Below are 24850 nucleotides of genomic sequence, written 5' to 3'. Positions count from 1 at the left end.
TTATTATTGCCAAGGAGATCAGTGTATCCATGCAGCCGAAGTCCTTTGAACAGGTGCTTGATGAGGTCAAGGGGAAGCGGATTCTTGTAGCCAACCGGGGCATCCCGGCTCGGCGCATTTGCCGTTCCATCACGGAAATGTTCAACGCCAAGGCGATCATGACCGCCACGGACGTGGATAAAACATCCCCCGCGACCTCCGGCGCCAACGAGCTGCTCATGCTCGGTTCCGATCCTCGCGCTTATCTCGATATGGACAGGGTCATCCGCAAGGCCAAGGCTGATGGCGTGGTCGCCATCCATCCTGGCTGGGGATTCGGCTCCGAAGATGATTCCTTCCCCGCCAAGTGCAAGGAAGCAGGCATTATTTTTATCGGTCCCGAGCAGGAGCCCATGCGTGTCCTCGGAAACAAAGTGGCCGTCCGAAAACTTGCGATCGAGCAGGATGTGCCGGTCGTACCCGGTTCCGAAGGTGCAGTGTCTATCCCGGAAGCTCGTGAGATTGCAAAGGAAATCGGATTCCCGGTCATGCTCAAGGCCGAGGGCGGCGGAGGCGGTCGCGGCATTTACGAGGTCTACAAGGAGGAGGACCTGGAGAACGCGTTCTCCAAGGCGTCCGCTTTGGCGCAGGCCTCCTTCGGCAATCCGCGCCTCTACGTGGAAAAACTCCTGACGTCCGTCCGGCACATTGAAATCCAGGTGGTGGCTGATCAGTATGGCAACATTTTCTGCTTCGACGAACGCGACTGCTCCGTGCAGCGCAATCACCAGAAGCTGATTGAGATCACACCTTCTCCCTGGCCCAAATTCACTCCGGAGCTGCGCGAGCAACTCAAGGAATATTCCCGCAAGCTGGTCGCGGCGGTGGGGTACTACTCCCTGGCAACAGTGGAGTTCCTTGTCGATACCGACGGGGTTCCCTATCTCATTGAGGTCAACACCCGGCTTCAGGTGGAGCACGGCATCACCGAGTGTCGCTACGGCATCGACCTGGTCGAGGAGCAGATCGCCATCGCCTTCGGTGCGGAACTCCGCCTGAGTGAGGAAAAGACCAAGCCGTATCAGTGGGCGTTCCAGTGCCGCATCAACTGCGAGGACCCGCAAAAGGGCTTCGAACCTAACTCCGGGCGTATCACCCGCTACGTGTCACCGGGCGGGCAGGGCATCCGCATCGACTCCTGCGTAGGCGACGGCTACCGTTTCCCGTCCAATTATGACTCCGCGGCGGCCTTGCTCATCGCCTACGGCAATTCCTGGAAAAAGGTCGATGCTCTCATGAGCCGCGCCCTGCGGGAATACATGATCGGCGGATTGAAGACGACCATTCCTTTCCACCGCAAGATCGTTGACCACAAGAAGTTTATCGAAGCTGACTACGATACCAATTTTGTCCGTCAGAATTACGCGGAACTCATGGATTATTCCGACCGTGAGCCTGATTCCCTGCGTATGACCCGGCTGGTCGCGGAGATTTCCGCCCTGGGACACAACCAATATGTCCGTCTTGGCGAATACCGTGGCCGTGAGGACAAGCGGTTAGGGCGTTTCGAACTGGCTGATGCTCCGGAGGTTTCGTCCTGGTTCGAGCCCAATATCACTCGTGGTATGGATCGTGATACCATCCTGGACACCCTGCGTAGCGATCGCGAGGCCGGAATCATCCACATGACGGATACGACCACCCGTGACATAACCCAGTCCAACTCGGGCAACCGTTTCCGCCTCGCCGAGGACGCCATCGTCGGCCCCTCCCTCGACAAGTGCGGTTTCTTCTCCCTGGAGAACGGCGGCGGCGCGCATTTCCACGTGGCCATGCTCGCCAACATGACTTACCCGTTCACAGAGGCGGCCGAATGGAACAAGTTCGCACCGCAGACCCTGAAGCAGATTCTGGTGCGGTCCACCAACGTGCTCGGCTACAAGCCTCAGCCCAAGAACGTTATGCGTATGACGGGCGAGATGATCAACGAGCATTACGATGTTATCCGCTGTTTCGACTTCCTTAATCATATCGAAAATATGCGTCCTTTCGCGGAAGTGGCGCTCAGTTCCAACAAGAACATCTTCGAGCCTGCTCTGTCCCTGTCCTGGGCCAAGGGCTTCGGTGTGGACCGCTATATGGCGGTCACCGATGAGATTATTCGGATGTGCGCGGATGTGGCCGGAGTGAGCCAGAAGAAGGTGGAACGGATGATCATCCTCGGCCTTAAGGATATGGCCGGCGTCTGTCCGCCCAGATTCATGCGCGAGCTGATCGGATCCATCACCGCTAAATACCCCGAGTTGGTCATTCACAGCCATCGTCATTACACCGACGGTCTGTTCGTGCCGACCATGGGGGCTGCCGCCGAAGCCGGTGCGCATATCGTCGACGTCGCCGTGGGCGCGTCCGTGCGCTGGTACGGCCAGGGCGAGGTGCTCTCCACCGCCGCCTACATCGAGGACGAGATCGGTCTTAAGACCCATCTCGACAAGGACATGATTCGCGCGACCAATTTCAAGCTCAAGCAGATCATGCCTTACTACGACAAATATACCGCTCCCTACTTCCAGGGAATCGATCACGACGTGGTCCGGCACGGCATGCCTGGCGGTGCAACCTCCTCCTCGCAGGAGGGCGCTCTCAAGCAGGGATACATCAAGCTGCTGCCGTATATGCTTAAGTTCCTTGAAGGGACTCGTAAGATCGTCCGCTATCACGATGTCACCCCCGGGTCCCAGATTACCTGGAACACTGCCTTCCTGGCTGTGACCGGCGCCTACAAGCGTGGGGGAGAGCGGGAAGTACGCCGCCTGCTCAACATCCTGGACATTGTCAACCTCTGCAAGGAAGAGGAACTGACCAGCCTTGAGCGCGACGCGCGGCTCGATCTGTACCGTGACGCCAACGATGCTTTCCGTAATCTGCTCCTCGGAAAGTTCGGCAGGCTGCCCTTGGGCTTCCCTGAGGATTGGGTCTACCGGTCCGCATTCGGCAAGGGGTGGGAGACCGCCATTACCGAGCGCGTCGAAGTTTCGCCCCTGACAACTCTTGAGGATGTCGATCTTGCTGCTGAAAAGGCTGCACTCCAAAAGCGGCTGCACCGCCAGCCCACGGAGGAAGAGTTCGTCATGTACCTCAACCATCCGGGCGATGCCATCACTACCATCGAGTTCTGTGAGAAGTACGGCAATATCAACAACCTGCCTGTGGATGTCTGGTTCGAAGGCCTGGAGAAGGGCGAGATCCTCAACTTCCAGGGAGATTGCAAGAAGCCGCATATCATGCGCATTCTGGATATCTCCGAGCCTGATGAGAACGGTATGGTCGTGGTTCGCTATGTGCTCGACTCCGAGATCATGAGCCATCAGGTCAAGGTCGCCGAGCCCGAGGCCGGAGCCAAGGACGCCATGGAAATGGCCGATTCCGGCAATCCGTACCATGTTGGCTCGCCGAGTAACGGTGACCTGTGGGTGACCCATGTCCGTCCCGGAGACAAGGTCAAGGTGGGTGAAGAGCTGTTCAATATCTCCATCATGAAACAGGAGAAGTCGGTGCTTTCACCCATAGACGGTATGGTGCGGCGCGTCATCAAGTCTGCCAACTACACAGAGGACAAGAAGATGATCCCGGTGGTGGAAGGAGAACTGATCGTCGAGCTCGGTCCTGTTGCTGGAATCTGTCCGACCTGCAAGATGGAAGTGCCGGGTGAGGAGTTCAACTTCTGCCCCAATTGTGGCCAGAAAATGTAAAAAAAAGTTCAGCTTGATCAAATTGGTCTGAACAGAATAATGTGGTCGGATTCCTCGGCCATGAATGACTACTTTGAGCCGACAGGTTATAACAGCCTGTCGGCTCTTGTTATTTTAGTTTGCTGGATTGTAAGCACGTCCTCTTTAGATGATTTCTCGGTAGAAATTGGTGTTATAATTTGTTCATTGGTTGGACCAATAGTTTCATTGACTTCCCTATTGTATTGCCTGTAAGCGAAAACTCGAAACTGAAGAGGTGATTGTTCTTTTTTTCAAATTTCAATTTTTCAGGAAGCAGTGAACCGGGGCGCGGATGCGTTTTGTTAACTACCGGTGGAACTGACTTACCAGGAGGATACGATGGCCAAGACCCAGAAAAAGCCCGCCGAAAAGGATGCCGCCGCAGCCAAAAAGGCGGATGCAAAAGCTGAGCGTCTCAAACAGAAGTTGATTCTTTCCGGCGCAGACATCAAGGCGATCGGCGAGGATGCCGAACTTCTCGTTGGTGGAAAGAACTACAACACGGCAATCATCAGTCAGGTCCCCGGTATCCGGGCTCCCGAGTTCCGGGCCATTTCTTCCATTGCCTTCCACACCATTCTGGATGAAACCAAGGTCAACGCGGCTGTTGTTCGGGCCACGGTGGACAAGGAATACAACAAGGTGGACTGGCACTCCGATGAAGTGAACCAGGACTCCGAATATCTTCAGCATTTCGTGCGCGAGGTCGGCCGCAGGATCCGCGAACAGTCGACCAAGCAGTCCGGTACCCCCATCAAGCTTCGCACCTTTATTAATAATGTAGTGGACGGGTTCGCCACCTCCCCGGAGGGAATCGACCAGTTACGCATGCGCTCGGTGCTCGTGCAGTCCGCCATCCTGTCGGTGGAGGTTCCCGAGGAGATCGCCAAGGAAGTCAAGGGCGCCTATGCGTCCATCTGCCAGGAAGCCGGCATGGACGACGTGCCGGTCGCGGTTCGTTCCTCTGCGGCAGGTGAGGACAGCCGCAAGAAGGCGTTCGCCGGTTTGCAGGACACCTACCTGAACATCGTGGGTGAGAACACCTGCCTAGAAGCATACCACTGGGATTGCGCTTCCGCCTATAACCTGCGCTCCATGACCTACCGCCGTGAGGCCATTCTCGACGCCATCACCAAGGCCGAGGAGACGGGCGACGATTCCATCGCCGAGACCGCCAAGAAGGAGTGGGCCATTGAGCACACTTCCCTGTCAGTCTGCCTTATGCGCATGATCAACCCGGTCATTTCCGGTACCGCCTTCAGCGCGGATACGGCCACGGGTTGCCGTGGCACCGACCGCAACGATCTCGTGTCCATCGACGCCAGCTACGGCCTCGGCGAGGCGGTTGTGGGTGGCATGGTCACACCTGATAAATTCTATGTTTTCCAGCGTGACGGCGGCAAGGAAGTCGTCATCCGCTACATGGGCTGCAAGGAAAGAAAGATCGTTTACAAGGAAGACGGCAGCGGCACCCACGTGGTCAAGGTTCCGGAGAACGAAGTTTCCCGCTGGGCTCTTTCCATCGCCCAGGCCGAGATGGTCGCTCAGGGCGTGCGCGCCATTTCCAAGGCCTACGACGGCATGATCATGGACACCGAGTTCTGCATCGACAAGACCGATCGCCTCTGGTTTGTCCAGGCCCGTCCTGAGACTCGTTGGAACGAGGACTTCGAAAAGCATCCCGACACCATCTTCATGCGCCGTCTCGAAGTGGACCCCAAGGCCCTCGACGATGCCGAAGTCATTCTGGAAGGCAATGGTGCATCCCGAGGCGCGGGGCAGGGCACCGTCAAGTATCTCCGTTCCGCCCTCGAGCTGAACAAGATTAACAAGGGCGACATCCTGGCTGCCGAGCGCACCGACCCGGACATGGTGCCCGGCATGCGCATCGCCTCCGCCATTTTGGCCGACGTGGGTGGCGACACCAGCCACGCGGCGATCACTTCCCGCGAGCTGGGCATCCCCGCCATCATTGGTATTCAGCGCATTGAGGCGCTGCGTTCCCTTGAAGGGCAGCAGGTCACCGTTGACGGCTCCCGCGGCAAGGTCTACCGGGGTGAACTTCCCCTGGTGGAGGTTGGTGGCGAAATCAACGTTGCCGAACTGCCCGCGACCAAGACCAAGGTCGGTCTGATCCTGGCCGACGTGGGACAGGCTCTCTTCCTCTCCCGTCTGCGCAACGTCCCCGATTTCGAGGTAGGCCTGCTGCGCGCCGAGTTCATGCTCGGCAACATCGGCGTCCACCCCATGGCCCTGGAGGCGTATGACAAGGATACGCTGAACGACCTGGTGGATGAAAAGCTCATGGAGATGGACAATCGGCTGACCAAGGTCATGAAGGAACAGCTCGCCGACGGGCTGATCCGCATGCCTCTCAAGCTGCGCGAATACGTGGGACTGATCACCGGCCTGTCCAAGGAAATGGACAAGCTGGCCGAGCAGGAAGGATCCCGCTCCACAGACGAAGTCCTGGCCATGCATCGTAAGTTGCGGGAAATGGACCGGAAGCTCGACGAGCATATCTCCCTGGCCACGGATCGGCTTGACGTTCTCAAGACTTCCATTGATCTTGAGGCGCATGTTGCCGTCATCCTCGGTTTCCAAGACATGCTGGAAGCTATGCCGGAACCCAGGACCGAATCCTGGAAGATTCGCATGGAGCATGAGCAGATCGTGGCCGATCAGGTCAAGAAGCTCAAGGATGTGCCGGAGGTGCAGGAGTACCTCGACCAGGTGACCGCTCTGCGCGAGGAAGTTGCGCTCAAGATGGGCCTCAAGTCCGAGATGGACGAAGTCGCCACGCTGCCCGATCGCATTCGCGGTATCCTGGAGAGCAGGGGCTACACCACGGGCAAGGAAAATTACATTCAGACGCTGTCTCAGGGGCTGGCGCTCTTTGCCATGGCATTCTTCGGCAGCAACATTGTCTACCGGACCACTGACTTCAAGTCCAACGAGTACCGTAACCTTTTGGGCGGTTCGCTCTTCGAGGCTTTCGAGGACAACCCCATGATCGGTTATCGCGGTGTTTCCCGCAATATCCATGACTGGGAGCTGGAGGCCTTCAAGCTGGCTCGGGGCATCTACGGCGGCAAGAACCTGTCTATCATGTTCCCGTTCGTCCGTACCCTGGAGGAAGCTCGCTCCATGAAGCGGTACCTCAAGCAGGTTCACAACCTGGAGTCCGGTCGTGACGACCTCAAGGTCATCCTCATGGCCGAGATTCCGAGCAACGCCATCCTGTGCAAGGAGTTCCTCAAGGAAGTGGACGGATTCTCCATCGGTTCCAATGATATGACTCAGATGGTGCTGGCTACAGATCGCGACAACGCTTCTCTCCAGCACATATATGACGAAGAGGACCCGGCCGTTGTCTGGGCTATCCTCTCCGCCATTTTCGCCGGTCAGAAGGTCGGAAAGAAAGTGGGCTTCTGCGGTCAGGGTGTCAGCAACTCTGTCATCCTGCGCGGGCTGGTGGCCATCGCTGGCATCGTCTCCGCCTCGGTCGTGCCGGATACTTACCACCAGACCAAGGTGGACATGGCAGCCGTCGAGTCACTGGGTATTCGTACTCGTGACCTGGGTGCGTGGCTTAAGGAGCAGCACATGAAAAAGCTGTGCGAACTGCTCGAGGCTAACAGCTATGGCCATATCCTGAAAAAGTATAAGTCTCCCGAGGACTTCATGGAGTGGTACGAAGGAGAACTGGATCGCTTCAGCGAACAGCTCCGGGAGCACATGGAAACTCCCAAGGAGGAGTTCTACCGTCAGGAGATGCAGCAGTTCCGCGGCATCTTCCACAAGCCGGTCATTTATGCCAGCTGGGATTGGCACCACACTGTTGAAGACGCCATGCGGCATGCCGGATTCGCATCCTTTGATGAGCAGGAAGCCGCCCTGGAAGAGCAGCGCAACAAGCAATGGTAAGTTTGTATTGATAACGGAAAAGGCCCCGTCGAATGGCGGGGCCTTTTTTTTTGAAGTCTGGTTGCTGAATTGAGGAGATAGAGCTGGGCGGTCAGGCGATCTTGTCCGCAATGTTGCCCATTCCTTCCGCCAAGGTCTGGGAGATGGCCTGTGCAACGTCGATATCTGTTCCGGTGGAACTGAAGTCCGTTCCGGCCCCAATGTATTCCGTGGTCTTGTCCACGGTTTCGGCGCCGACCACAGTCTGCTCCTGGGTGTCCAAGCCGTTGGGGCTGACGCCGGACATGACGGTCCCGGACTCGTCCGCAGTCATCTCCGCCCCTGTCGCCACGCTCTCAAGGGCCATGGATAACGGGCTGCTGGCTGAAATGCTTATGTCGGACATGGCTGCCTCCTTCAGGGATGATTATCAAAACTATACCATCAGGAGTATATGAATGACAAGGCCGCTAGTCGGGCACGGCAAAAGCCCCCGCCACATTAGCGCCGGGGGGCGTATATGCTCTTGCCGATGGCTGGCCTAAGATACTTCGTCGAGGAAGCCGCGATCGAGGTTCTTCAGTGACTTCGAAAGCTTGAGAAGGTCATCGCCGGGAATCTTGCGGATAACCTTGCCTTCGCCGTCAATGATTTCAACCTGCACGGTGTCGTTCTCTTCAAGGACGTTGAACTTGAGCTTGACGTCGTTGTTTTCCAGCAACTCCTGAGTTTCCTTCACGAGGTCGTTCATTTGTTCCTTGGAGAACTGCTGTGATTGCTTGTCCGACTTGGAGCTGTCCTGCTTCTGGACTGCATCGCTGGGAACCTTGTCCGACCCGTCGCGAATGCTAGGGCCATGGACGGCCTGGGCAGCAGCTACACTCTCCGAGCGCAGGCTCTGCTTCACGTCATTGTTGATTTCGGGGATATTCATGGTCTCCCTCCCTGGTGTTACACGAATCATCCCAACCTGATTTGCCTCTTACGCTGTTCTCATCGGCAACTTTGGTCATATCTTTAGGGTGGGTGTCTCACTTAATACAAAAGAATGCCGGAAGACATCGATTCTTCTAAATGCATTGACTGGGAAAAGAAAATTCACTATGATTTCAATCCGTTAAAAAAGTCATAAATGTAATGTTTTGCGCTGGTTATCTTGTGTAGCCGTTTTGCCGTCGCCCTCAATTTCGCTTGGATATGTGCCATGCCGTTTTTGCTGAAACACCATTTTGATCCAGATTGGGATCCGCATAGTCTCAAGCCACAGCAGCAGGATGATGGCAGCGTCGATCATTACCAACTCAATTTCGTCCAGAATGTCGAGGCGGGCAGCATCATTGCCGAGTTGGTCGATCTTTCAGGCGTGGAGCGGGAAGAGGTTGATTCTCGGTTTGTGAGCGAGGATCTGAAGTTTCCTGCGGGCAAGGGTACTGCCTTGAGCCGCAAGCATCCAGACAAGCTCTTTGCAGCGGTCAACGGATGCGTGATGTATGCTGACGGTAAGATCGTGGTCCGGCAAAATCTGGATTTGCCCGGCGACATCGATTTCCATACGGGGAATGTGGACTTCATCGGGAACCTGACCGTCGGCGGTTCTGTACGGGCTGGGTTTTCCATCCAGGGCAGGGACGTGACCGTTCAAGGGCAGGTGGAGGGCGCGAGGATAGAGGCGCTCAGGGACTTAAGCTGTCGGGGCGGGATCAAGGGAGGCCGGGAGGCCTTTGCGGAAGCAGGAAAAACCATCAAGGCCGCGTTCTGCGAATACGCCACCTTGAAGGCCGGAGGGGACATCCTTATCAAGGGAGCCCTGATGCATTCGGATGTATACGCGGGGAGTCGGCTTGCGGTTGGCGGCCGTCTTACCGGCGGAAATTACTATTGCCACGACTATGTCTACGTCGGCACCCAGTTGGGGGGAGGCCTGGATACCAATACTTCCTTGGTGTTAGGCTATGATCCGACCTTGTTGTATGCTGACGAGCAGTACAACCGACGCATAAAGAAATTGCACGAAGACATTTCATCCTATGAAAAGGTGTTGGGCAAGGGCGATGACAACCATGATGAGTTCGCCAGAAAATTGGAATCGGCGGAAAGGGAGCTTGGTTTGTTAAAAATGCTCAAGGTCAAATTGTGGGAAGGAATTCATGGGACGGAGAACATCGGGAACTGCAAGATACTGGTGCCAGGAGTAGTCAAGCCCGGGGTCGAGATAAGCATCGGCTCAGCTTACCTGAAGGTGGACGACTACCTGGAAGATGTCTATTTCTATTACGATAACAATGAAGTAAAAATTGGCGCTACTGCCAAGAAACACACAAGTTAGCTTATGGATATCGCAACTCTCATCGGTCTTGTCGGAGCATTCGGCCTGGTTTTCACCACCATTTTCATGGGTGGAAACGCTGCAGGCTTCCTCGACATCCCATCCATTGTTGTCGTTATCGGCGGTACCTTTGCGGTCACCTTCGTCATGTTCCCCATGGGGACGGTTATCGGCACGATCAAGGTTGGCCTGAAGACCTTGCTGTTCAAGTCCAATGATCCCCAGGAGATCATCCGCCAAATCACCTCATTGGCGGACACAGCCAGGAAGGAAAGTCTGGTTGCCCTTGAGAAGGTTCCCATTGAAGACGCCTTTCTCAAGAAGGGAGTGATGCTGGTGGTGGACGGCTCCAGCGAATCTCTGGTCCGTTCGGTTATGGAGATCGAGTTGGAGTTCATGAAACAGCGGCACAGGCAGGGGCAGGCGGTTTTCAAGGGTATGGGGGCCATGGCTCCGGCCTTCGGAATGATCGGTACGCTTATCGGCCTGGTTAATATGCTTTCCAATCTTTCGGATCCATCATCCATCGGTCCCGCCATGGCTGTTGCTTTGCTGACGACGTTTTACGGAGCGATTATGGCCAACTGTGTCTTCCTGCCACTGGCCACCAAACTGGAGGAGCGGTCGGCCGAGGACTCATTGTTCATGCAGATCATGATTGAGGGAGTCTCGTCCCTCCAGCGTGGCGACCATCCCACCGTGGTCAAAGAAAAGCTGCAAGCCTTCCTCTCGCCCGCCATGCGAGAGAATACCTAGACGCCTCACGGAGGACCGTCATGGCTGAAAAGGCTGAAGAACAGATACAGCGCAAGCCGCCCGAGGAACCTCCGGGAGAGGAAGGGCTTCCTGCGTGGATGGCTACGTTTGCCGATATGGTGACGTTGCTGCTCTGTTTTTTTGTGCTTTTGCTTTCCTTTGCCGAACAGAGTGAACAGAAGTATCGGGATGCGCTCGGTTCCATCAAGGGGGCGTTTGGCGTCAAGGAGGTGAGAGCGGTCTCCGAGGACATGGCAATGTTCAGCACAAGCGAAACAGCCAAAAAGATGGCTGCCAACATCTCCCATGACGAGCGTCTTCTCCTCGGTGTGATCATGCGCATCAAGTCGTTGTTGGACGACGAAGACGCCAAAATCAGGGAAGGGACCGGTGTGACAGCCGATCGTGACGGCGTCATTTTCAGCGCACGGTCCAGCGCCATGTTCAACCCCGGAAGCGCGGAGCTTTCCCCCGGCGCATACCGGATTTTGGACAAGGTGATCAAGGTGCTCAAGGACTACAAACTCAATCTCGTGGTCAGGGGACATACGGACGATCGTCCCATTTCCACGGCAAAATTCCCTTCCAACTGGGAGTTGTCCGCTGCGCGGGCGGCGGTGGCTCTCGACTATATTATCAATAAGGGTGGAATTGAGATCAATCGGGCCAAAGCCGTTGGGTATGCGGATACACGGCCTGAAGTACCCAATGATTCTGAGGCGAATAGGCTTAAAAATCAGCGTGTTGAATTTTACCTGCACATGCCGCAGCGCGATGCGTGGTAGGGTGGATAGCCATGGCGAAAGAAGCGGTTGAAGAAGAACAGACCTCGGGCGGAGTCCAGTCCGAGCCGCCGCCGCAGGAGGAGGGCATTCCTGCTTGGATGGCAACGTTTGCCGACATGGTGACGTTGCTACTGTGCTTTTTCGTGCTGCTGCTGTCCTTCACGAACCAGGATGTGACGAACTTTCGCATCATGATGGGGTCGGTCCAGGAAGCCCTGGGTGTGCAGACCAAGGATCCGAGTGCGTTGGCTGCGCCGTATGCCGAAACGGCCTTCAAGGAGAGGCGGAGCGTACGTGAGAATCGCGAGATCGTGGAACTCGGGGCTAGGCTGAAAAAGTTTATTCGTTCCAAGGATCTGTCCAAGATGGCCAGGGTCAGCAGTGACAAATCCGGAGTCATGCTTCGTTTTGACAACAGCGCCATGTTCGATAAAGGGTCGGCCAAATTGACCCCTGAATCCAAGCAGGGCCTGCAGGTTGTCATTGACGGAATGGAGAACAAGAATTTCAATTTGATCATACGCGGGCATACTGATGGTGCGGAAACGGAATCCAAGCTGTATGCATCCAATTGGGAGCTCTCGGCTGCCCGTGCGGCATCGTGCCTGCGGTATATTCTCGATCATTCCACAGTTAAAGCCAACCGGATGAAGGCTGTCGGGTACGCCAGTGCCAAGCCTATCCTGCCTAGTACTACCGAGGCCAATAAGAGAACCAACCGGCGGGTGGAATTTTTCTACATGCCCGTTGGGCGATCGAAGTGGTAATCGCGCCCTATCGGTGAGTGTTTTTTATTGGATGTTGGCTAGCGTCTGCGCAAGTTCCTCAAATGAAACCGGCTTGGAAATGTAGTCACTCATGCCAACACGAAGAAATTTGTCCCGGTCCTCGGGCATGGCATGGGCGGTCAGGGCCACGATGGGGATGTCGGCGACAGCCTCCAATTCTTTCGAGGTCCGAATTTGTTTTGTTGTTTCGATTCCGTCCATCACCGGCATTTGTATATCCATGAAGACGCAGTCGAATGGTTCCTCTTTCAGTAGCCTCAAAGCCTTTTCGCCGTCGCTGACGCAGATGGCGGTATGCCCGAGTTTTTGAATCATTCTCTTGATGGCGATTTGGTTGACCCTGTCGTCTTCCGCAACAAGAATGGACAGCTTTCGTTTCGCTTGGTGGACATGGCGGCTGAGGGCTTTGGAATTGCTGATTTGCTCATTTGATGGAACGGCGAGTTGCAGGGTGACGTAGATCGTCGTTCCCTTTCCCACGCAGCTATCTACGGTTATGGAGCCGTTCATGAGTTCGACCAACTTCTTGACAATTCCCAGTCCGAGCCCGGTGCCTTGGTAGCTTCGAGTATATGTGCCATCCACTTGGGTAAAGGATTCGAATACGTAACTGATCTTTTCATGAGGGATGCCGATGCCGGTATCTGTTATGGTGAATAGGATGTTTACGGTCTTCGGCTTGTTGCTGTAGGGGAGGGCCTTGACGGTAATATCGATTCCGCCCTCCTCCGTGAATTTGACTGAATTGCCTACCAGATTGAAAAGAATCTGGCGGATGCGGACTTCGTCTCCAAGAAGATACGGAGGCAGCCCCGGTTCCACATCCAGCCTGAGCCTCAATTCTTTTGACTCGGTGGAGAGCTTGAAGAACTTGTAGATAGTTTCCAGTATTTCATGTGGCTTGAATAACTGTTCGCGCAATGTCAGTTTGCCTGCTTCGATCTGAGCGATATTAAGAATGTCGTTGATGACATTGAGCAGGACCTTGCTCGAACTGATGGCCGTGTTGATGTAATCACTCTGTTCCGCGTTCAGGGGCGTGCTTTGCGTCAATTGAAGCATACCCAGGATGCCGTTTAGCGGAGTGCGCAGTTCATGGCTGATATTCGTTAAGAACTCCGTTTTTGCCTGGCTTGCGGACTCCGCTGCCTGCTTGGCCTTGACCAGGGCCAATTGGATCGCCTTACGGTCGGAAATGTTTTCAGCCAGGCCGACCATGCGAACGCATTTGCCGTCTCCGTCATAAACTGGAAAGGACTGGGCTCTAAGCCATCGCTTCTTGCCATCCGGCATGATGATCTGAAACTCTTCATCAAGGATTCTTCCTTCGGTGCGCACTCGATTGAATCGCTCCAGCACACGGAAACGGAACGCGTTGTCAATTGCGAGGAAGAAGGATTCCGGGTTTCCGTACAAGGACTCGCGGGTTCGTCCCCAGATCATTTCATAGGACGGGCTGACATATATGAAGGAGTTGTTTTCGGTTTCGGTGATCCAGAATGCTTCATGGATATTTTCCACCAACTGTCTGAATCGTTCCTCGCTCTCCTTGATTTCTCCTTCACGTTTGTCCACGTGAAGGACCATCTTGTCGAATTCATCCTGGATGATGGCCAGCTCGGAGAAAACCTGGCGTCCATTCTCGGGCTTTCGGTAATTGCCTTGGGCGGTCAATTCAATTGATTGCGTAAAATCCGCCAATGGCTCCACAACGCTTTCTTTCAAACGGTGAAGCAGGAATTGGGCGAACATGATGAAAAGGCAGAGAATGACAGTGAGTAGTGCCAACAGGGGGGACAGGATGGGCAGGAATACATCTTTGAGTGGTTTTGATATCAGGATCTGCCAGTTGGTTCTGGGAATGTTCGCAACAGTCCCGATGCGGTATACGCCGTCATCCTTGTATACGGCCGTTAGGGTCGTCTTTGATTTGTGGTTTCGTATGATGCTCAGGTTGCCTATGTTCTCCTGCCTCTCAACCCTTTGGAAATCCGAATGGGAGATTAGGTTTCCATACGAGTCCATCAGGACGAGGTTTCCTTGTTCCTGTGGCAGAAGCTCCTGAACATGGTTCTGAAGACTTGTAAGGCTGAGTTCGCCCAGCAGGATGTCGTTGTTGCTCAGCCGTACGCCGATGTAGATAACCAGGTTGTGCGAAATGGCCGAAGGAATCGGGGCTGAGAGAATGGAAACTTTCGACGTGGCTTTGTCGAGAAACAGATCCATTGAGAAGAGCGTGGAATCCTTTTGAGGGTAGGTGGCTCTTATTCGGCCATGAATATCCACGTAAATCAATTGTTCGAAATAGGGATAGGCCAACAGGAAGTTGCTGAACATCCACTGGAACCAGAACGGATCGTAGCGGGTAATACTGTTGGCTAGCGAGCCGAGCGCAGATTGGGAGTCACTTGCGTGCTCAGTGATGTGCTTGGCCAAAACCTGCGTAAGGACGGTATTTCTTGCCTCGAAATCCTTGCTTTTTTCATAGGCGGCATATGCTCCCAGCAACATTATGAGACTGATGCTGGGTATCAGCATCCAGAAGGTAAGGTTGCGCTGGACAAGTTGTCTGAGTGAGAATGATGCCATCTGCCGTCTCGCCGTTGTCAGTATTTGAACAAGTTTGCCTATCGCATTTCCAGTGTTCTGAATTCTTTATTCTGGACGGTTACTATGAAAACTTTTCGGGTTACGTCACCGAACGGGTTGAGTTTGAATGGACCTACCACGCCGTTGATCGTTTGGCTTGGGGCCATTGCGTTCGCCAGGCCCGTGGGTGTTCCTTTTGTTTTCTTCAGTCCTTCCGCCAAAGCTAGGGTTGCTTCATAAGAAAAAGCTGAAGCGAAATTAGGTTCTTTTCCAAATCGATTTTTGTAATGTTCCTTGAATTTTATAAATTCCGGTCTGGGGTTGTCGAAGGCATAGTCGATGGCGAAGATCATTCCTTCGGCATACCTTCCACCCCAGAGGAGCAGCCTTTCCGTGTAGGCCCAAGAGCCGGACAATATTGGGAGATGCAGTCCGGAAAAATTGATTTTCTGGACGATGGCAGCCGCATCTTGAGCCGGGCAGGCCAGGAGGAGAGCATCCGGCCGTTTTTCTTTGAGTTCCGCTATGAGTTTTTGCCAGTCTTGTGGATTTTGAGTGGAATAGGTGATTTCACCCACCATTCTTCCGCCGAGCGCTTTGAAGGCGTCACCAAAGTTGGCGATAAACGAGAAGGAGTAACTCTTGTTGTCCGATTCAGCCACTGAGACTACGGAATTGATACCAATTCTGGAATAGGCATACTCGGCCAAATCTTTGCTGCGAACAGATGCCTCCATCATTGTTCTGAAAAAGGCGTCTACTTTGCCCGAGAATTGTGGGGAGGAAGCAGTGGGTGAGATCATGACGATCCCGTTTTCGGAAATCTGCGGCATCGCAGCCAGGCAAAGTGAGCTGGTCATGTGCCCGATGATGGCTACCACCCCTGCGTCGATCAGTTCGCGGTCGGCCTGGATGGCTCCTTCAGGTGTATTGTGATCGTCGGCTGTTAACAGTTCTAATGGCCGACCGTCTATTCCTCCGGCGGCATTGATGTTTTCCAATGCTAGTATAACGCCGTTTCTTCCGGCGGTTCCCAGGTCGGAATTACTTCCCGTCAATTGTCCGGAAAAGCCTACGATAATCGGCGAGGCATCGCTACAAGCCGTAAGGAAGAGGGCACAGAATATGGCGATGATGCCAAGGTATCTGCTGAGCGTCATGGAATCCTTCTTTTAATCGATTCTCGTAATTTAGGCATATCCTATATGTAAAAATTGAGCAATAAAAAGCATTTGTTTCATTATCTTGCATCGGCTGGCGTGGTTTGAAAAGAGCACTGATCCCGCCAATTGGATACGAATGAGTTTGTTTCGGTCCATTCGGCAAATATATGTTGAGAGATTCCGGTTAACTGTTGACTCGGCAGCTGGAAAAAAAAGCACCGCTCTTGGAGCAGTGCTTTTTCATTTTCATTTCATTTTCGGGATTATTCTTGTTTTTTCCATATGGAATCGGCCGGGAACAAGTGTGTCCCGGTAGCAACTTCAAGTGGTTTGGCAAGAAGGTCGGCGGTTGTTTCCACCCATCTCTTGAAGTGCGGCATGCCTTCGTGGATTTCAAAGGCCTTTTCACTGGTGTAAACTTCATAAAGGTGCAGACAATTGGGGTCTTCTTTATCCTCTATGATGTTGAAAAGGAGGCATCCTTCTTCGTTGGCTATCGACCCTTCTCCGTCCAGTATCATCTCCTTGATGAATTCGTCTCTCTTTTCCGGCTTGATGTGTACGGTGACCATAACTGCGAACATGAGTCCTCCTTGTTTTGCACCTGCTAAATGCTGCGAGAATGCATAGCGCATGAGTGTGTTTTTCAGAGATTCCGGAAACAGTAGATGCCGGGGAATTTATTGTCAAAGAAATTGGAAATTGATTGGATAACAGAGGGGGCAGTTCGGTCATTTGAAGTTTTGTCAAGAGATGGCCCTTCTTCCTACTGTTGGCTCCAGCGTTCATAAATCCCGCGATTTGAAGATAAATATCATTTATTGCGTGATCCCCATTGCATCAGGACATTGCCGGCGATGATGAAACCCAGGCCCGCCACAGTGGAGAGGAGGATCTCCTCACCAACCAGGAAGTGGATAAAGATGAGGGAGAGGAAAGGAGAGAGAAAAATGAGATTGGCAATACGGGCCGTCCCTCCGCCGTCGGGAAGGGCCGCATGCTTCATGGCTGTAAGCCATAGGGCGAAGGTGACGCCCATTTCGAAGAATCCTACATAGGCTGAACCGAGGACCGCTTCCACGCTGAATGCCGGAGGGCCGGAAACGAAAAACATGGTGAGGAGAATGAGCGGAAAGCCGAAGGCGAAGTTGAGAAACAGACCGATTATCGGGTCCGTGTCGGATCTGGTATTACCGATCCAGTATAGAGCCCAGATGATCGTCGAGCCTAAAGCCAGCGCCACCCCGGTGGGGTTGGAAAAACGGAAGGCAAGCAGTTCTCCGTGGGTAGAGATGACTACCACTCCAAAATAGCTGACGAGTATTGCCAACAGGGCTTTCATGGAAATTTTTTGTCCGAGCAGCGGCACCGAGAGCAGGGATAAGGTGATGGCCCAGGTGTAGTTCAAAGGCTGGGCTTCCTGGGCGGGCAGCAGGGCGTAGGACTTGAAGAGTATCAGGTAGTAGAGGAACGGGTTGAGCACACCGAGGAGGGCGCATCGCAGCAGTTGGTGCCGGGACAGCTGTTTGAGCTGCCCTTGTTTTCCCTGAATTGTGATCAGAATGGCCAAGGCGACGAGAGAGGCCGCGCAGGCGCAGGCCAGCAATTGAATCGGGGCCAGGTGGCGCAGGGACAGCTTGAAGGCCGAGGCGACGGTGGACCAGATGCCCACCGTCGCCAGGCCGAATAGGAGTGCTTTTCGTTTGTCGTTCACTCGACGTTAGATGATGACGTGCTTTCTGATATGGGCGACGACTTTGTCAGGATCGTCCGTGATAATGAAGAGGTTCAGATCTTCCTTCTTGGCGAAGTTGTTGGCCACGATCTGTTTTTCGAACCATTCCACCAGGCCGGACCAGAATTCCGTGCCGAACATGACGATGGGGAACGGCTTGATGCGATGCGTCTGGATGAGCACAAGAGCTTCGGCCAGTTCATCCAGAGTGCCGTATCCGCCGGGCAGTGCCACGTAGGCCAGGGCGTACTTGATGAACATCAACTTTCGGATGAAGAAGTATCGGAAGTCACTGCGGATATTCAGATATTCATTGTTGTGCTGTTCCATGGGCAGGTGGATGTGCAGGCCGATGGACTCGCCGCCGTTTTCAAAGGCGCCCTTGTTTCCCGCTTCCATCAGGCCGGGGCCTCCGCCGGTGATCACGGAATAGCCGGCCTCTGACAGTTTCTTTGAAATCTCAACGGTTTGAAGGTAGAGCGGGTCCTCGGGTTTGACCCGGGCCGATCCGAACATGGATACGGCGGGGCCGATTTCGGAGAGATTTTCAAAGCCTTCCACGATTTCAGACATGATCTTGAAGAGCCGCCAGGACTCCTTCATGGAAAGGTCGTCGATAAGGAACTGTTTGGAGCGGTGTGACATCATAAAAGTATCCTCGTGGCGTTGCCGGACAAGTAGTCCGGGAGAGAACGGTTGCCTGATTCCTGTTTATGAGGCATGTATTGCGGGGCGGCGACCGGCGGAAGTTGTTGCCTCTAACATTCTCAATACACCGATTTTTTCTCTTCTGAAAGTGGATTTTTCCGCTACGGACGAGAAGCTTTTCGAGGGAAACAGGATGAAGATTACGTTTATGGGGGCGGCCCGGACCGTCAGCGGCTCATGCTACATTCTCGAGTGCGGAAACAAGCGGTTCGCCGTGGATTGCGGCATGCATCAGGGAAACCTTGAGATAGAAAAGCGAAACTGGAATTTCGACAAGTACGATGCGAAACATATCGATTTCATCTTGATCACGCATGCCCACATAGATCATAGCGGCCTGCTGCCGGCACTGGTCTCCAAGGGATACAAAAACCCGGTCTATTGTACCGCTCCCACGCGGGATCTGATGGAGATCATGCTCCTGGATTCCGCGCACATTCAGGAGATGGAGGCGGAGTGGGCCAACCGCACGCGCATGCGCCATGGGGAGCAGCCCATACGGTCCCTGTATTCCATTGCGGACGCGGAACACACCATCCCCCTTCTGGCAACCATCGAATACGGCAAATCCTTTTCCCCTGCGCCGGGACTGAACGTGACGTTCAAGAATGCCGGACACATCCTCGGGTCCGCGTTTATCGAGATTGATTACGAGCAGGACGGAAAGCGGACTCGCGCAGTCTTCTCCGGTGACCTCGGGCGTCCAGAGCAGCTCATTGTGGAAGATCCCGAAGACATGGAGCACGCTGACTACATCTTCATGGAATCCACCTATGGCAACCGCAACCACCCAGACGAGGAGCACAGCCTGGACGAGTTGGCCAAGGCTATCGACTACAGCTACAAGAATGGCGAAAAGGTGGTTATCCCCGCCTTTGCCGTGGAACGTTCCCAGCAGATCATCTATTCGCTCTTTCTGCTCAGACGGCAGGGGCGGCTTCCTGCCGATATGCCGGTGTACCTGGACAGTCCCCTGGCAATCCGGGCCACGGAAATATTCCGCAAGCATCCGGAGTTCTATGACGAGCAGACCCAGGAGTTCATCCGGAAGGGAGAGCATCCCCTGGATTTGCCCAACCTGCATTTTACCGAATCGCGGGAACAGTCTCAGGCCATCAACGAGTCCAAGGGGCCGAGCGTCATCATCTCGGCCAGTGGCATGGCCAACGCGGGGCGTGTAAAGCATCACCTCTTTCACAACCTGTGGAAGCCCGGAGCCAGTGTCGTCTTTGTTGGTTGGCAGGGCGTGGGTACGCCCGGGCGGAAGATTCTGAACGGGGCAAAGTCCATCCGTATCTTCGGCGAGGAGGTCAAGGTCAACGCCAACATTTTCACCATCAACGGATTCTCCGGTCATGCCGGGCAGGACGAACTCTTGGATTGGCTGTCGACGATGCAGGGCAAGCCGGTCAAGATTATGCTGGTACACGGCGAGGCCGAGGTCCAGAAGCAGTTTGCGGCCCTTATAACGGAGCGTTTCGGGTTCGAGGTCCACATCCCCGAATACATGGAAGAGTTGGAGCTGGAGCCCGGCGAGGCCCTTGCTCCGGTGGTGGATATGGATGTCGCCCGTCCTCCGGTGGACTGGGCTTTCCTGCTCAAGGATTCCGAGTCCCTGTACACGGAACTCAAGGCCCGTATCAGGGACGTGTCAAAGAAGCCCTGGGTGGACCAGGTGGAGTTGCGCGATCGTCTGCTCAACGTCAACCGCGAGATTGTCGCGCTCATTTCCGAGATGTAGATGCGCATCGTCGGCGGGCGCTTCAAGGGGCGTAAACTCAGCACCTGGGAGGGACCGGGCTATCGTCCAGCCACCATGAAGGTGCGCGAGTCCATCTTTTCCATGCTCACGGCCAGGGGCGTTGATTTCAGTCGAGTGCGCGTCATTGACATGTTCGCGGGCAGCGGCAGCCTCGGCATCGAGTGCCTGAGCCGGGGAGCCCCCACAGCGTGGTTTGTGGAGAAGGCCGGCAAGGCGGCTGCGGTGATCAGAAAGAACTTGGCGGCGCTCGGCGTGGAAAAAGCTCGGGCCAGGGTGGTCTCCAAGGACCTTTTTGGGGTATTGTCTACCAAGCCGGACAAGGCGTTTGACCTTGTCTTTATCGATCCGCCCTATGGCAGGGACATGCTCGTGCCTGCGCTGGAAAAGGCGCTCGCCAATGGCTGGATCGCGGAGGGCGGGTTTGTCCTGGCCGAAGTGGAAACGGCGGTGAAGGCTCCGGATGAGGGGCCAATAGCCGAAATGGAACTCGTAACCGACCGGGAATATGGTCAGACCAGGATTTTGTTATGGCGGCACTGAACTCCAAGATTGCGGTTTATCCGGGCACCTTCGACCCCTTGACCATGGGCCACGTCAGTTTGATCCGGCGGGGCCTTCAGGTTTTTGACAAGGTTATTCTGGCGGTGGCCGAGTCTACCCCGAAAAAGACGCTTTTTACCATTGAAGAACGGGTGGCTTTAGCAGAGGAGGTGTTCAGCGATACGCCGAATCTGGTCATTGATCCGTTCAATACACTGCTTATCGACTACGTTGAGAGCATGGGGGCGGGCGTTATCATGAGAGGCCTGCGCGCGGTGTCCGACTTTGAGTACGAATTCCAGATGGCCCTGATGAACCGAAAGCTCAAAAGCCAAATTGAGACCGTGTTCATGATGACCGATTTCCGCTGGATGTACCTCAGCTCCACCATCGTCAAGGAAGTGGCCCGATACGGCGGAGACATATGCGGCCTGGTGCCAGGGCCTGTGGTCAAGGCGCTTCAGGTCAAGTTCGGCACCCGTTTCGGGTGCGGCTCGGAGTAAGTCGTGTCCGACGCCCCACCTATTGTTTGTTTGCTTGGTCCCACCGGCACGGGAAAGACTGCGGCGGCTATCGAGATATCCCGTCGCATTCCCGCATCCGTGGTCAATTTCGATTCCCGTCAGGTTTATGCCGACTTTCCGGTTATTACGGCACAGCCGGACAAGCACGAGAGGGCGGCCTGCCCCCATCTGCTATATGGGTTCCTGCCTACTATTGAAAAGATGACCGCCGCCCGGTTCGTGGAATTGGCCGTCAGGACAATTGAGGACGTTCGGGCCGAGAATCGGCTGCCCATTTTGGTGGGGGGCACCGGGATGTACCTGAAATCCTTGCTCGGCGGAATCGCGCCCATTCCAGAGATACCGGATGACATTCGGACCTCGGTCCTGGAGCGGATCATCAACGAAGGGCCGCAGGCGTTGCATGCGGAATTGGAACGGACCGACCCGGACTACGCGGCACGCATCCACCCCAATGATACCCAGCGAAATGCTCGTGCCGCAGAGGTGTTTCTGGCCACCGGTCGGACCATGACATGGTGGCATACCCATGGGGAGCACACGCCTGCTCCGTATTCGCCGCTGAAGATCGGCATGCAGATTGCGCTATCCGATCTTGAGCCGCATCTGGCCCGACGTATCGACGTCATGCTTGAGCAGGGTGCTCTAGACGAAGCGCGCTGTGCCATGGCGTCCTGCTCTGACCCGGAAGCGCCGGGTTGGAGCGGCATCGGCTGCGCTGAATTGCTATCCCACCTGCGGGGCGAGATTTCTTTGGAAGAGGCCAAGCTGCGCTGGGTGAAGAACACCCGTGCCTATGCCAAGCGGCAGATTACCTGGTTCAAGAAAGAATCCGGCATCAACTGGTTTGCGCCAGGGGAAAACGCGGCCATCGCCGATTTGGTTGAATCCTGGCTGGCTGAGAATTTCGGCTGAGGCCGGGACCGGGCACAGTAACAGCGCCGCATTTGTTAAACCGTTGCTTGAACAAATAAACCTAGTCCTTGGCTATCAAGGCAAGCTGGGCTGGCGTGAGATACCAGTTCAGGACTCCTTTACCTGTCTGCACGTCATAGTTTATCTGCATCAGTCCGCCGTTTTCGATGTGCACTTCAAGCTTGGCCGTGCCGGTCAGCAGAGTGGAGGCCACCAATCCTAGCGAAGGCTGGTGCCCGGCCACAAAGACGGAGTCCAACCCTTCGTATTCACGAAGGAATTCCACTAGACGCTGAGGAGGCGTCATGGCCTTGCAGGCGTCTGACATTTCGATGCGGATGACCGGGTAGCCTGTGTGCGCGGCCATGATCTCGGCCGTTTGCAGTGCGCGGGGCTTGCTGCTGGAGACCATGAGCTCGAAGCGAAGGCCTAGTCTGCTCGCGGCAATGGCGGATTTTTCGATCTGCTCCCGGCCGACAGGACTCAGGGATTGGTGGGAGTCTATTTCTTTGGGCAGGCAGGTCCCGTGTTGCATCAGATGGATCAGCATGGCTCTCTCCGTTTGGGTTGCGGAAAAGTCTATCATCACGTGCAGGGCGCGGCAAGCCGCTTGCGGAAAAGGCCCAAGCGCGATACATGCTGTGTGGCTGTTGAATCCTATCGTCAACCATTGCGACCCGACAAAAACAAAGCGATCATATGTCCCTGAGAATATTTCTATTGAGTGTGACCATGCTGCTGGTTTTCCCGGCAGGTTCGCGGGCTTTCCAGGGCTACGTGCAGACATTCGGCGACAACGCGACCCTGTCCTGGGGAAGCGGCGAAGCCGAGGTTTCGCGGGAGCTGGCGCCTGCGGGCGAGGACGCCACTGTGAATCCGCTGGCCATCCGCAAGGCCGTGAGCGGCGCGCGCAAGCAGTTGCTCGACATCATCCTGTCCGTGCGAATCGACGCAAGACGAACCGTCTCCGCCTACTTGTCCGAAGATGCTGAGCTGGCTGCACGGGTCCGTGGGGTTGTACAGAATTCGCCTCTGGAACGTCCTGTCGGTGCGGGACAGGGCGGAGCCGTTCGCGTTTCAGAGCGGTTTCGGGACAAGCTTGCAGAGTTGGTCCTGCCCACGACCATCCAATTTCAAAGCGGCATCCCTCCCAAGCTCTCCACGTCCATGGAACAGTCCATGGGATTCGAGGGTGGTGTGCCCGAACCGGTTGGTGGCAATTCGGGTGGCTACACCGGATTGATCATTGATGCACGCGGCCTGGAGGTGACTCCTGCCTTGACACCGGTCGTGTACGGCCAGGATGGTCAAGGCGTCTACGGTACCTTCCTTGTCAGCCGTGACAGCGCCGTGAGCAAGGGCGTGGCGGCCTATGCCACGACATCCGATCCCGGCATTCTTGCCGAGAGGGTGGGGAAGCGCCCACTGACAGTGCGTGCGCTGAGCGCCTACGGCTCCTGGCGGACCGACCTGATCATCCCCACGTCCATGGCTCGGCTTGTTGCCGCCGTGGCTTCCTCGCCCAGCGTTGCGGGCAACTGCCGTGTGGTCATCGTCGTGGATGAGCGCAGGCCCAAGGTCGCCGACCCCGTTGTGGAATCCACCGAGCCCGGAGAAGCTCCCGGGAGCGAGTAGCCCCAAAGGAACGATACGTAATGCGAACTTTGCGATATGTCATATTGGCGGCAGTGTTGTTCTGCCTGTTGTCCGGGGTGGCCGGAGCAGGCGAAGTGCAGGTGTTCAAACCTGCGGATGAAGAGGTCTCCACCATGGAGCTTCGCCAACGGGCAATGGCCGAGGGCTTCGCCCTCGCGGTCTTGCAGGAGGCGCAGACCATGCTAGGAACGCCGTTGGACGAGGCGCGCGGTGAAGCGTTCAAGCAGTATATGCTCACTCAGGCGCGGCAGTATATTCAGGGCTACAAGATCCTGTCTTCCAAAGTCTCCGGAGAGGGCGTGGCGCTTGCTCTTGATGTGCGGGTCAACCGCAAGCTTCTTCGCGAGGGACTCAAGAGCATGGGATTGTTCGCCGCTGAGGCCGGCCCCTTGACCGCCTCGATCTCGTGGCCCGAGGGAGTGCCCGAGGAGACCGTGGTCGGGTTGCAACAACTCATGACCCTGACCGGCATTCGCCAGGGGGTGGACGTGTTGCCCTCCTTCACGCTGGAGCCTGGCCCCAAGGACGCCTTCAAGGCTCGTCTGGAAATGGACAAGCAGGAATTCGTCGCCATCGACAAGGACCTGAGAGTGCTTTGGTTCAAGCTCTGGAGCAAGTACTTCAACCGCGATGAAGGCACGGTAGCGCGCTCCGGTGTGCAAACCCTGTCCGTGGATGGCTGGTTTGCGCCCGACGCAGTCCTCGAGTTTGACGGTGTATTGCGCGCCTGGGAATCCGCAGTGCAGGAGGCCCGGTTGGTTGAGCTGGACATGCAGCCCTCGGGAGTGGGGGGGGTCTGGGAAGTTCGTCTCCTCAACGCGAGCCGTCTTGATTCGCTGTTGAAGAGCTACCTGCCCCAGCGAGGTTTGACCTACAGGCTTTCAGAGAAGGATAGTAAATAGGGAGCCGCAAGTCCGGTCGCCTTGTTTTCTTCTCCGTTGTTCC

General features: G+C 55.3%; 20 protein-coding genes. 12 read left to right on the top strand and 8 right to left on the bottom strand.

Annotation, left to right across the window (positions count from 1 at the left end):
• The first annotated feature begins 29 nt into the window (after positions 1–29).
• Positions 30–3731: a pyruvate carboxylase gene (locus tag GM415_RS14670; RefSeq protein ID WP_158949465.1), complete on the top strand. Its 3702-nt coding sequence runs from the start codon at positions 30–32 to the stop codon at positions 3729–3731.
• A 360-nt stretch (positions 3732–4091) separates the two neighbouring features.
• Positions 4092–7679, top strand: a complete 3588-nt coding sequence (locus GM415_RS14665) for a PEP/pyruvate-binding domain-containing protein (RefSeq protein ID WP_158949463.1) — start codon at positions 4092–4094, stop codon at positions 7677–7679.
• A gap of 91 nt (positions 7680–7770) precedes the next feature.
• On the opposite strand, the gene GM415_RS14660 is transcribed toward GM415_RS14665, so the two are convergent.
• A complete protein-coding gene (locus GM415_RS14660) occupies positions 7771–8064 on the bottom strand; it encodes a hypothetical protein (RefSeq protein WP_158949461.1) in 294 nt (97 codons plus the stop codon).
• Positions 8065–8199: 135 nt separating this feature from the next.
• Positions 8200–8592 (bottom strand): flagellar protein FlaG, encoded by a 393-nt coding sequence (locus GM415_RS14655; protein ID WP_158949459.1) that lies wholly within the window; start codon positions 8590–8592, stop codon positions 8200–8202.
• Positions 8593–8862: 270 nt separating this feature from the next.
• Here GM415_RS14655 and GM415_RS14650 point away from each other — a divergent pair, with 270 nt between their 5' ends.
• The 4 genes from GM415_RS14650 to GM415_RS14635 are packed head-to-tail and all read left to right on the top strand — an operon-like array spanning position 8863 to position 12292.
• Positions 8863–9984, top strand: a complete 1122-nt coding sequence (locus GM415_RS14650) for a DUF342 domain-containing protein (protein ID WP_158949457.1) — start codon at positions 8863–8865, stop codon at positions 9982–9984.
• Between the two features lie 3 nt (positions 9985–9987).
• Positions 9988–10740 (top strand): motility protein A, encoded by a 753-nt coding sequence (locus GM415_RS14645; RefSeq protein WP_158949455.1) that lies wholly within the window; start codon positions 9988–9990, stop codon positions 10738–10740.
• A gap of 20 nt (positions 10741–10760) precedes the next feature.
• On the top strand, positions 10761–11525 hold the full coding sequence (locus GM415_RS14640) for an OmpA/MotB family protein (RefSeq protein ID WP_158949453.1): 765 nt from the start codon (positions 10761–10763) through the stop codon (positions 11523–11525).
• Between the two features lie 11 nt (positions 11526–11536).
• Positions 11537–12292, top strand: coding sequence for an OmpA family protein (locus GM415_RS14635; RefSeq protein ID WP_158949451.1), 756 nt, complete (start codon positions 11537–11539; stop codon positions 12290–12292).
• A gap of 24 nt (positions 12293–12316) precedes the next feature.
• Here the strand turns inward: GM415_RS14635 and GM415_RS14630 are convergent, their stop codons facing one another.
• The 5 genes from GM415_RS14630 to GM415_RS14610 form a co-directional block, all read right to left on the bottom strand.
• Entirely contained in the window at positions 12317–14902 is a 2586-nt protein-coding gene (locus tag GM415_RS14630) for an ATP-binding protein (protein ID WP_158949449.1), read from the bottom strand.
• Positions 14903–14940: 38 nt separating this feature from the next.
• Entirely contained in the window at positions 14941–16062 is a 1122-nt protein-coding gene (locus GM415_RS14625) for an ABC transporter substrate-binding protein (protein WP_158949447.1), read from the bottom strand.
• Positions 16063–16328: 266 nt separating this feature from the next.
• Positions 16329–16649: a putative quinol monooxygenase gene (locus tag GM415_RS14620; RefSeq protein WP_158949445.1), complete on the bottom strand. Its 321-nt coding sequence runs from the start codon at positions 16647–16649 to the stop codon at positions 16329–16331.
• A gap of 230 nt (positions 16650–16879) precedes the next feature.
• A complete protein-coding gene (locus GM415_RS14615; RefSeq protein WP_158949443.1) occupies positions 16880–17779 on the bottom strand; it encodes a DMT family transporter in 900 nt (299 codons plus the stop codon).
• Between the two features lie 6 nt (positions 17780–17785).
• The gene (locus GM415_RS14610; RefSeq protein WP_158950959.1) at positions 17786–18445 is read right to left on the bottom strand and encodes an LOG family protein; all 660 of its coding nucleotides are present in this window, start codon (positions 18443–18445) and stop codon (positions 17786–17788) included.
• Positions 18446–18641: 196 nt separating this feature from the next.
• Here GM415_RS14610 and GM415_RS14605 point away from each other — a divergent pair, with 196 nt between their 5' ends.
• The 4 genes from GM415_RS14605 to miaA are packed head-to-tail and all read left to right on the top strand — an operon-like array spanning position 18642 to position 22249.
• Complete coding sequence (locus GM415_RS14605) at positions 18642–20249, top strand: MBL fold metallo-hydrolase RNA specificity domain-containing protein (RefSeq protein WP_158949441.1); 1608 nt, start codon at positions 18642–18644, stop codon at positions 20247–20249.
• Positions 20250–20810, top strand: coding sequence for a 16S rRNA (guanine(966)-N(2))-methyltransferase RsmD (rsmD, locus tag GM415_RS14600; RefSeq protein WP_158949439.1), 561 nt, complete (start codon positions 20250–20252; stop codon positions 20808–20810).
• The gene (gene coaD, locus GM415_RS14595; RefSeq protein ID WP_158949436.1) at positions 20798–21313 is read left to right on the top strand and encodes a pantetheine-phosphate adenylyltransferase; all 516 of its coding nucleotides are present in this window, start codon (positions 20798–20800) and stop codon (positions 21311–21313) included. The genes rsmD and coaD overlap by 13 nt, the downstream gene beginning before the upstream one ends.
• Positions 21314–21316: 3 nt before the next feature.
• Complete coding sequence (miaA, locus tag GM415_RS14590) at positions 21317–22249, top strand: tRNA (adenosine(37)-N6)-dimethylallyltransferase MiaA (protein WP_158949434.1); 933 nt, start codon at positions 21317–21319, stop codon at positions 22247–22249.
• Positions 22250–22310: 61 nt separating this feature from the next.
• On the opposite strand, the gene GM415_RS14585 is transcribed toward miaA, so the two are convergent.
• Positions 22311–22799, bottom strand: a complete 489-nt coding sequence (locus GM415_RS14585) for a SixA phosphatase family protein (protein WP_158949432.1) — start codon at positions 22797–22799, stop codon at positions 22311–22313.
• 149 nt (positions 22800–22948) lie between these two features.
• Here GM415_RS14585 and GM415_RS14580 point away from each other — a divergent pair, with 149 nt between their 5' ends.
• Entirely contained in the window at positions 22949–23884 is a 936-nt protein-coding gene (locus tag GM415_RS14580) for a hypothetical protein (protein WP_158949430.1), read from the top strand.
• A gap of 20 nt (positions 23885–23904) precedes the next feature.
• A complete protein-coding gene (locus GM415_RS14575; protein ID WP_158949428.1) occupies positions 23905–24807 on the top strand; it encodes a hypothetical protein in 903 nt (300 codons plus the stop codon).
• Positions 24808–24850 lie beyond the last annotated feature (43 nt).

The organism is Pseudodesulfovibrio cashew, from assembly GCF_009762795.1.
GTDB classification, from domain to species: domain Bacteria; phylum Desulfobacterota; class Desulfovibrionia; order Desulfovibrionales; family Desulfovibrionaceae; genus Pseudodesulfovibrio; species Pseudodesulfovibrio cashew.
This window is presented reverse-complemented; position numbering and strand designations above follow the sequence as displayed.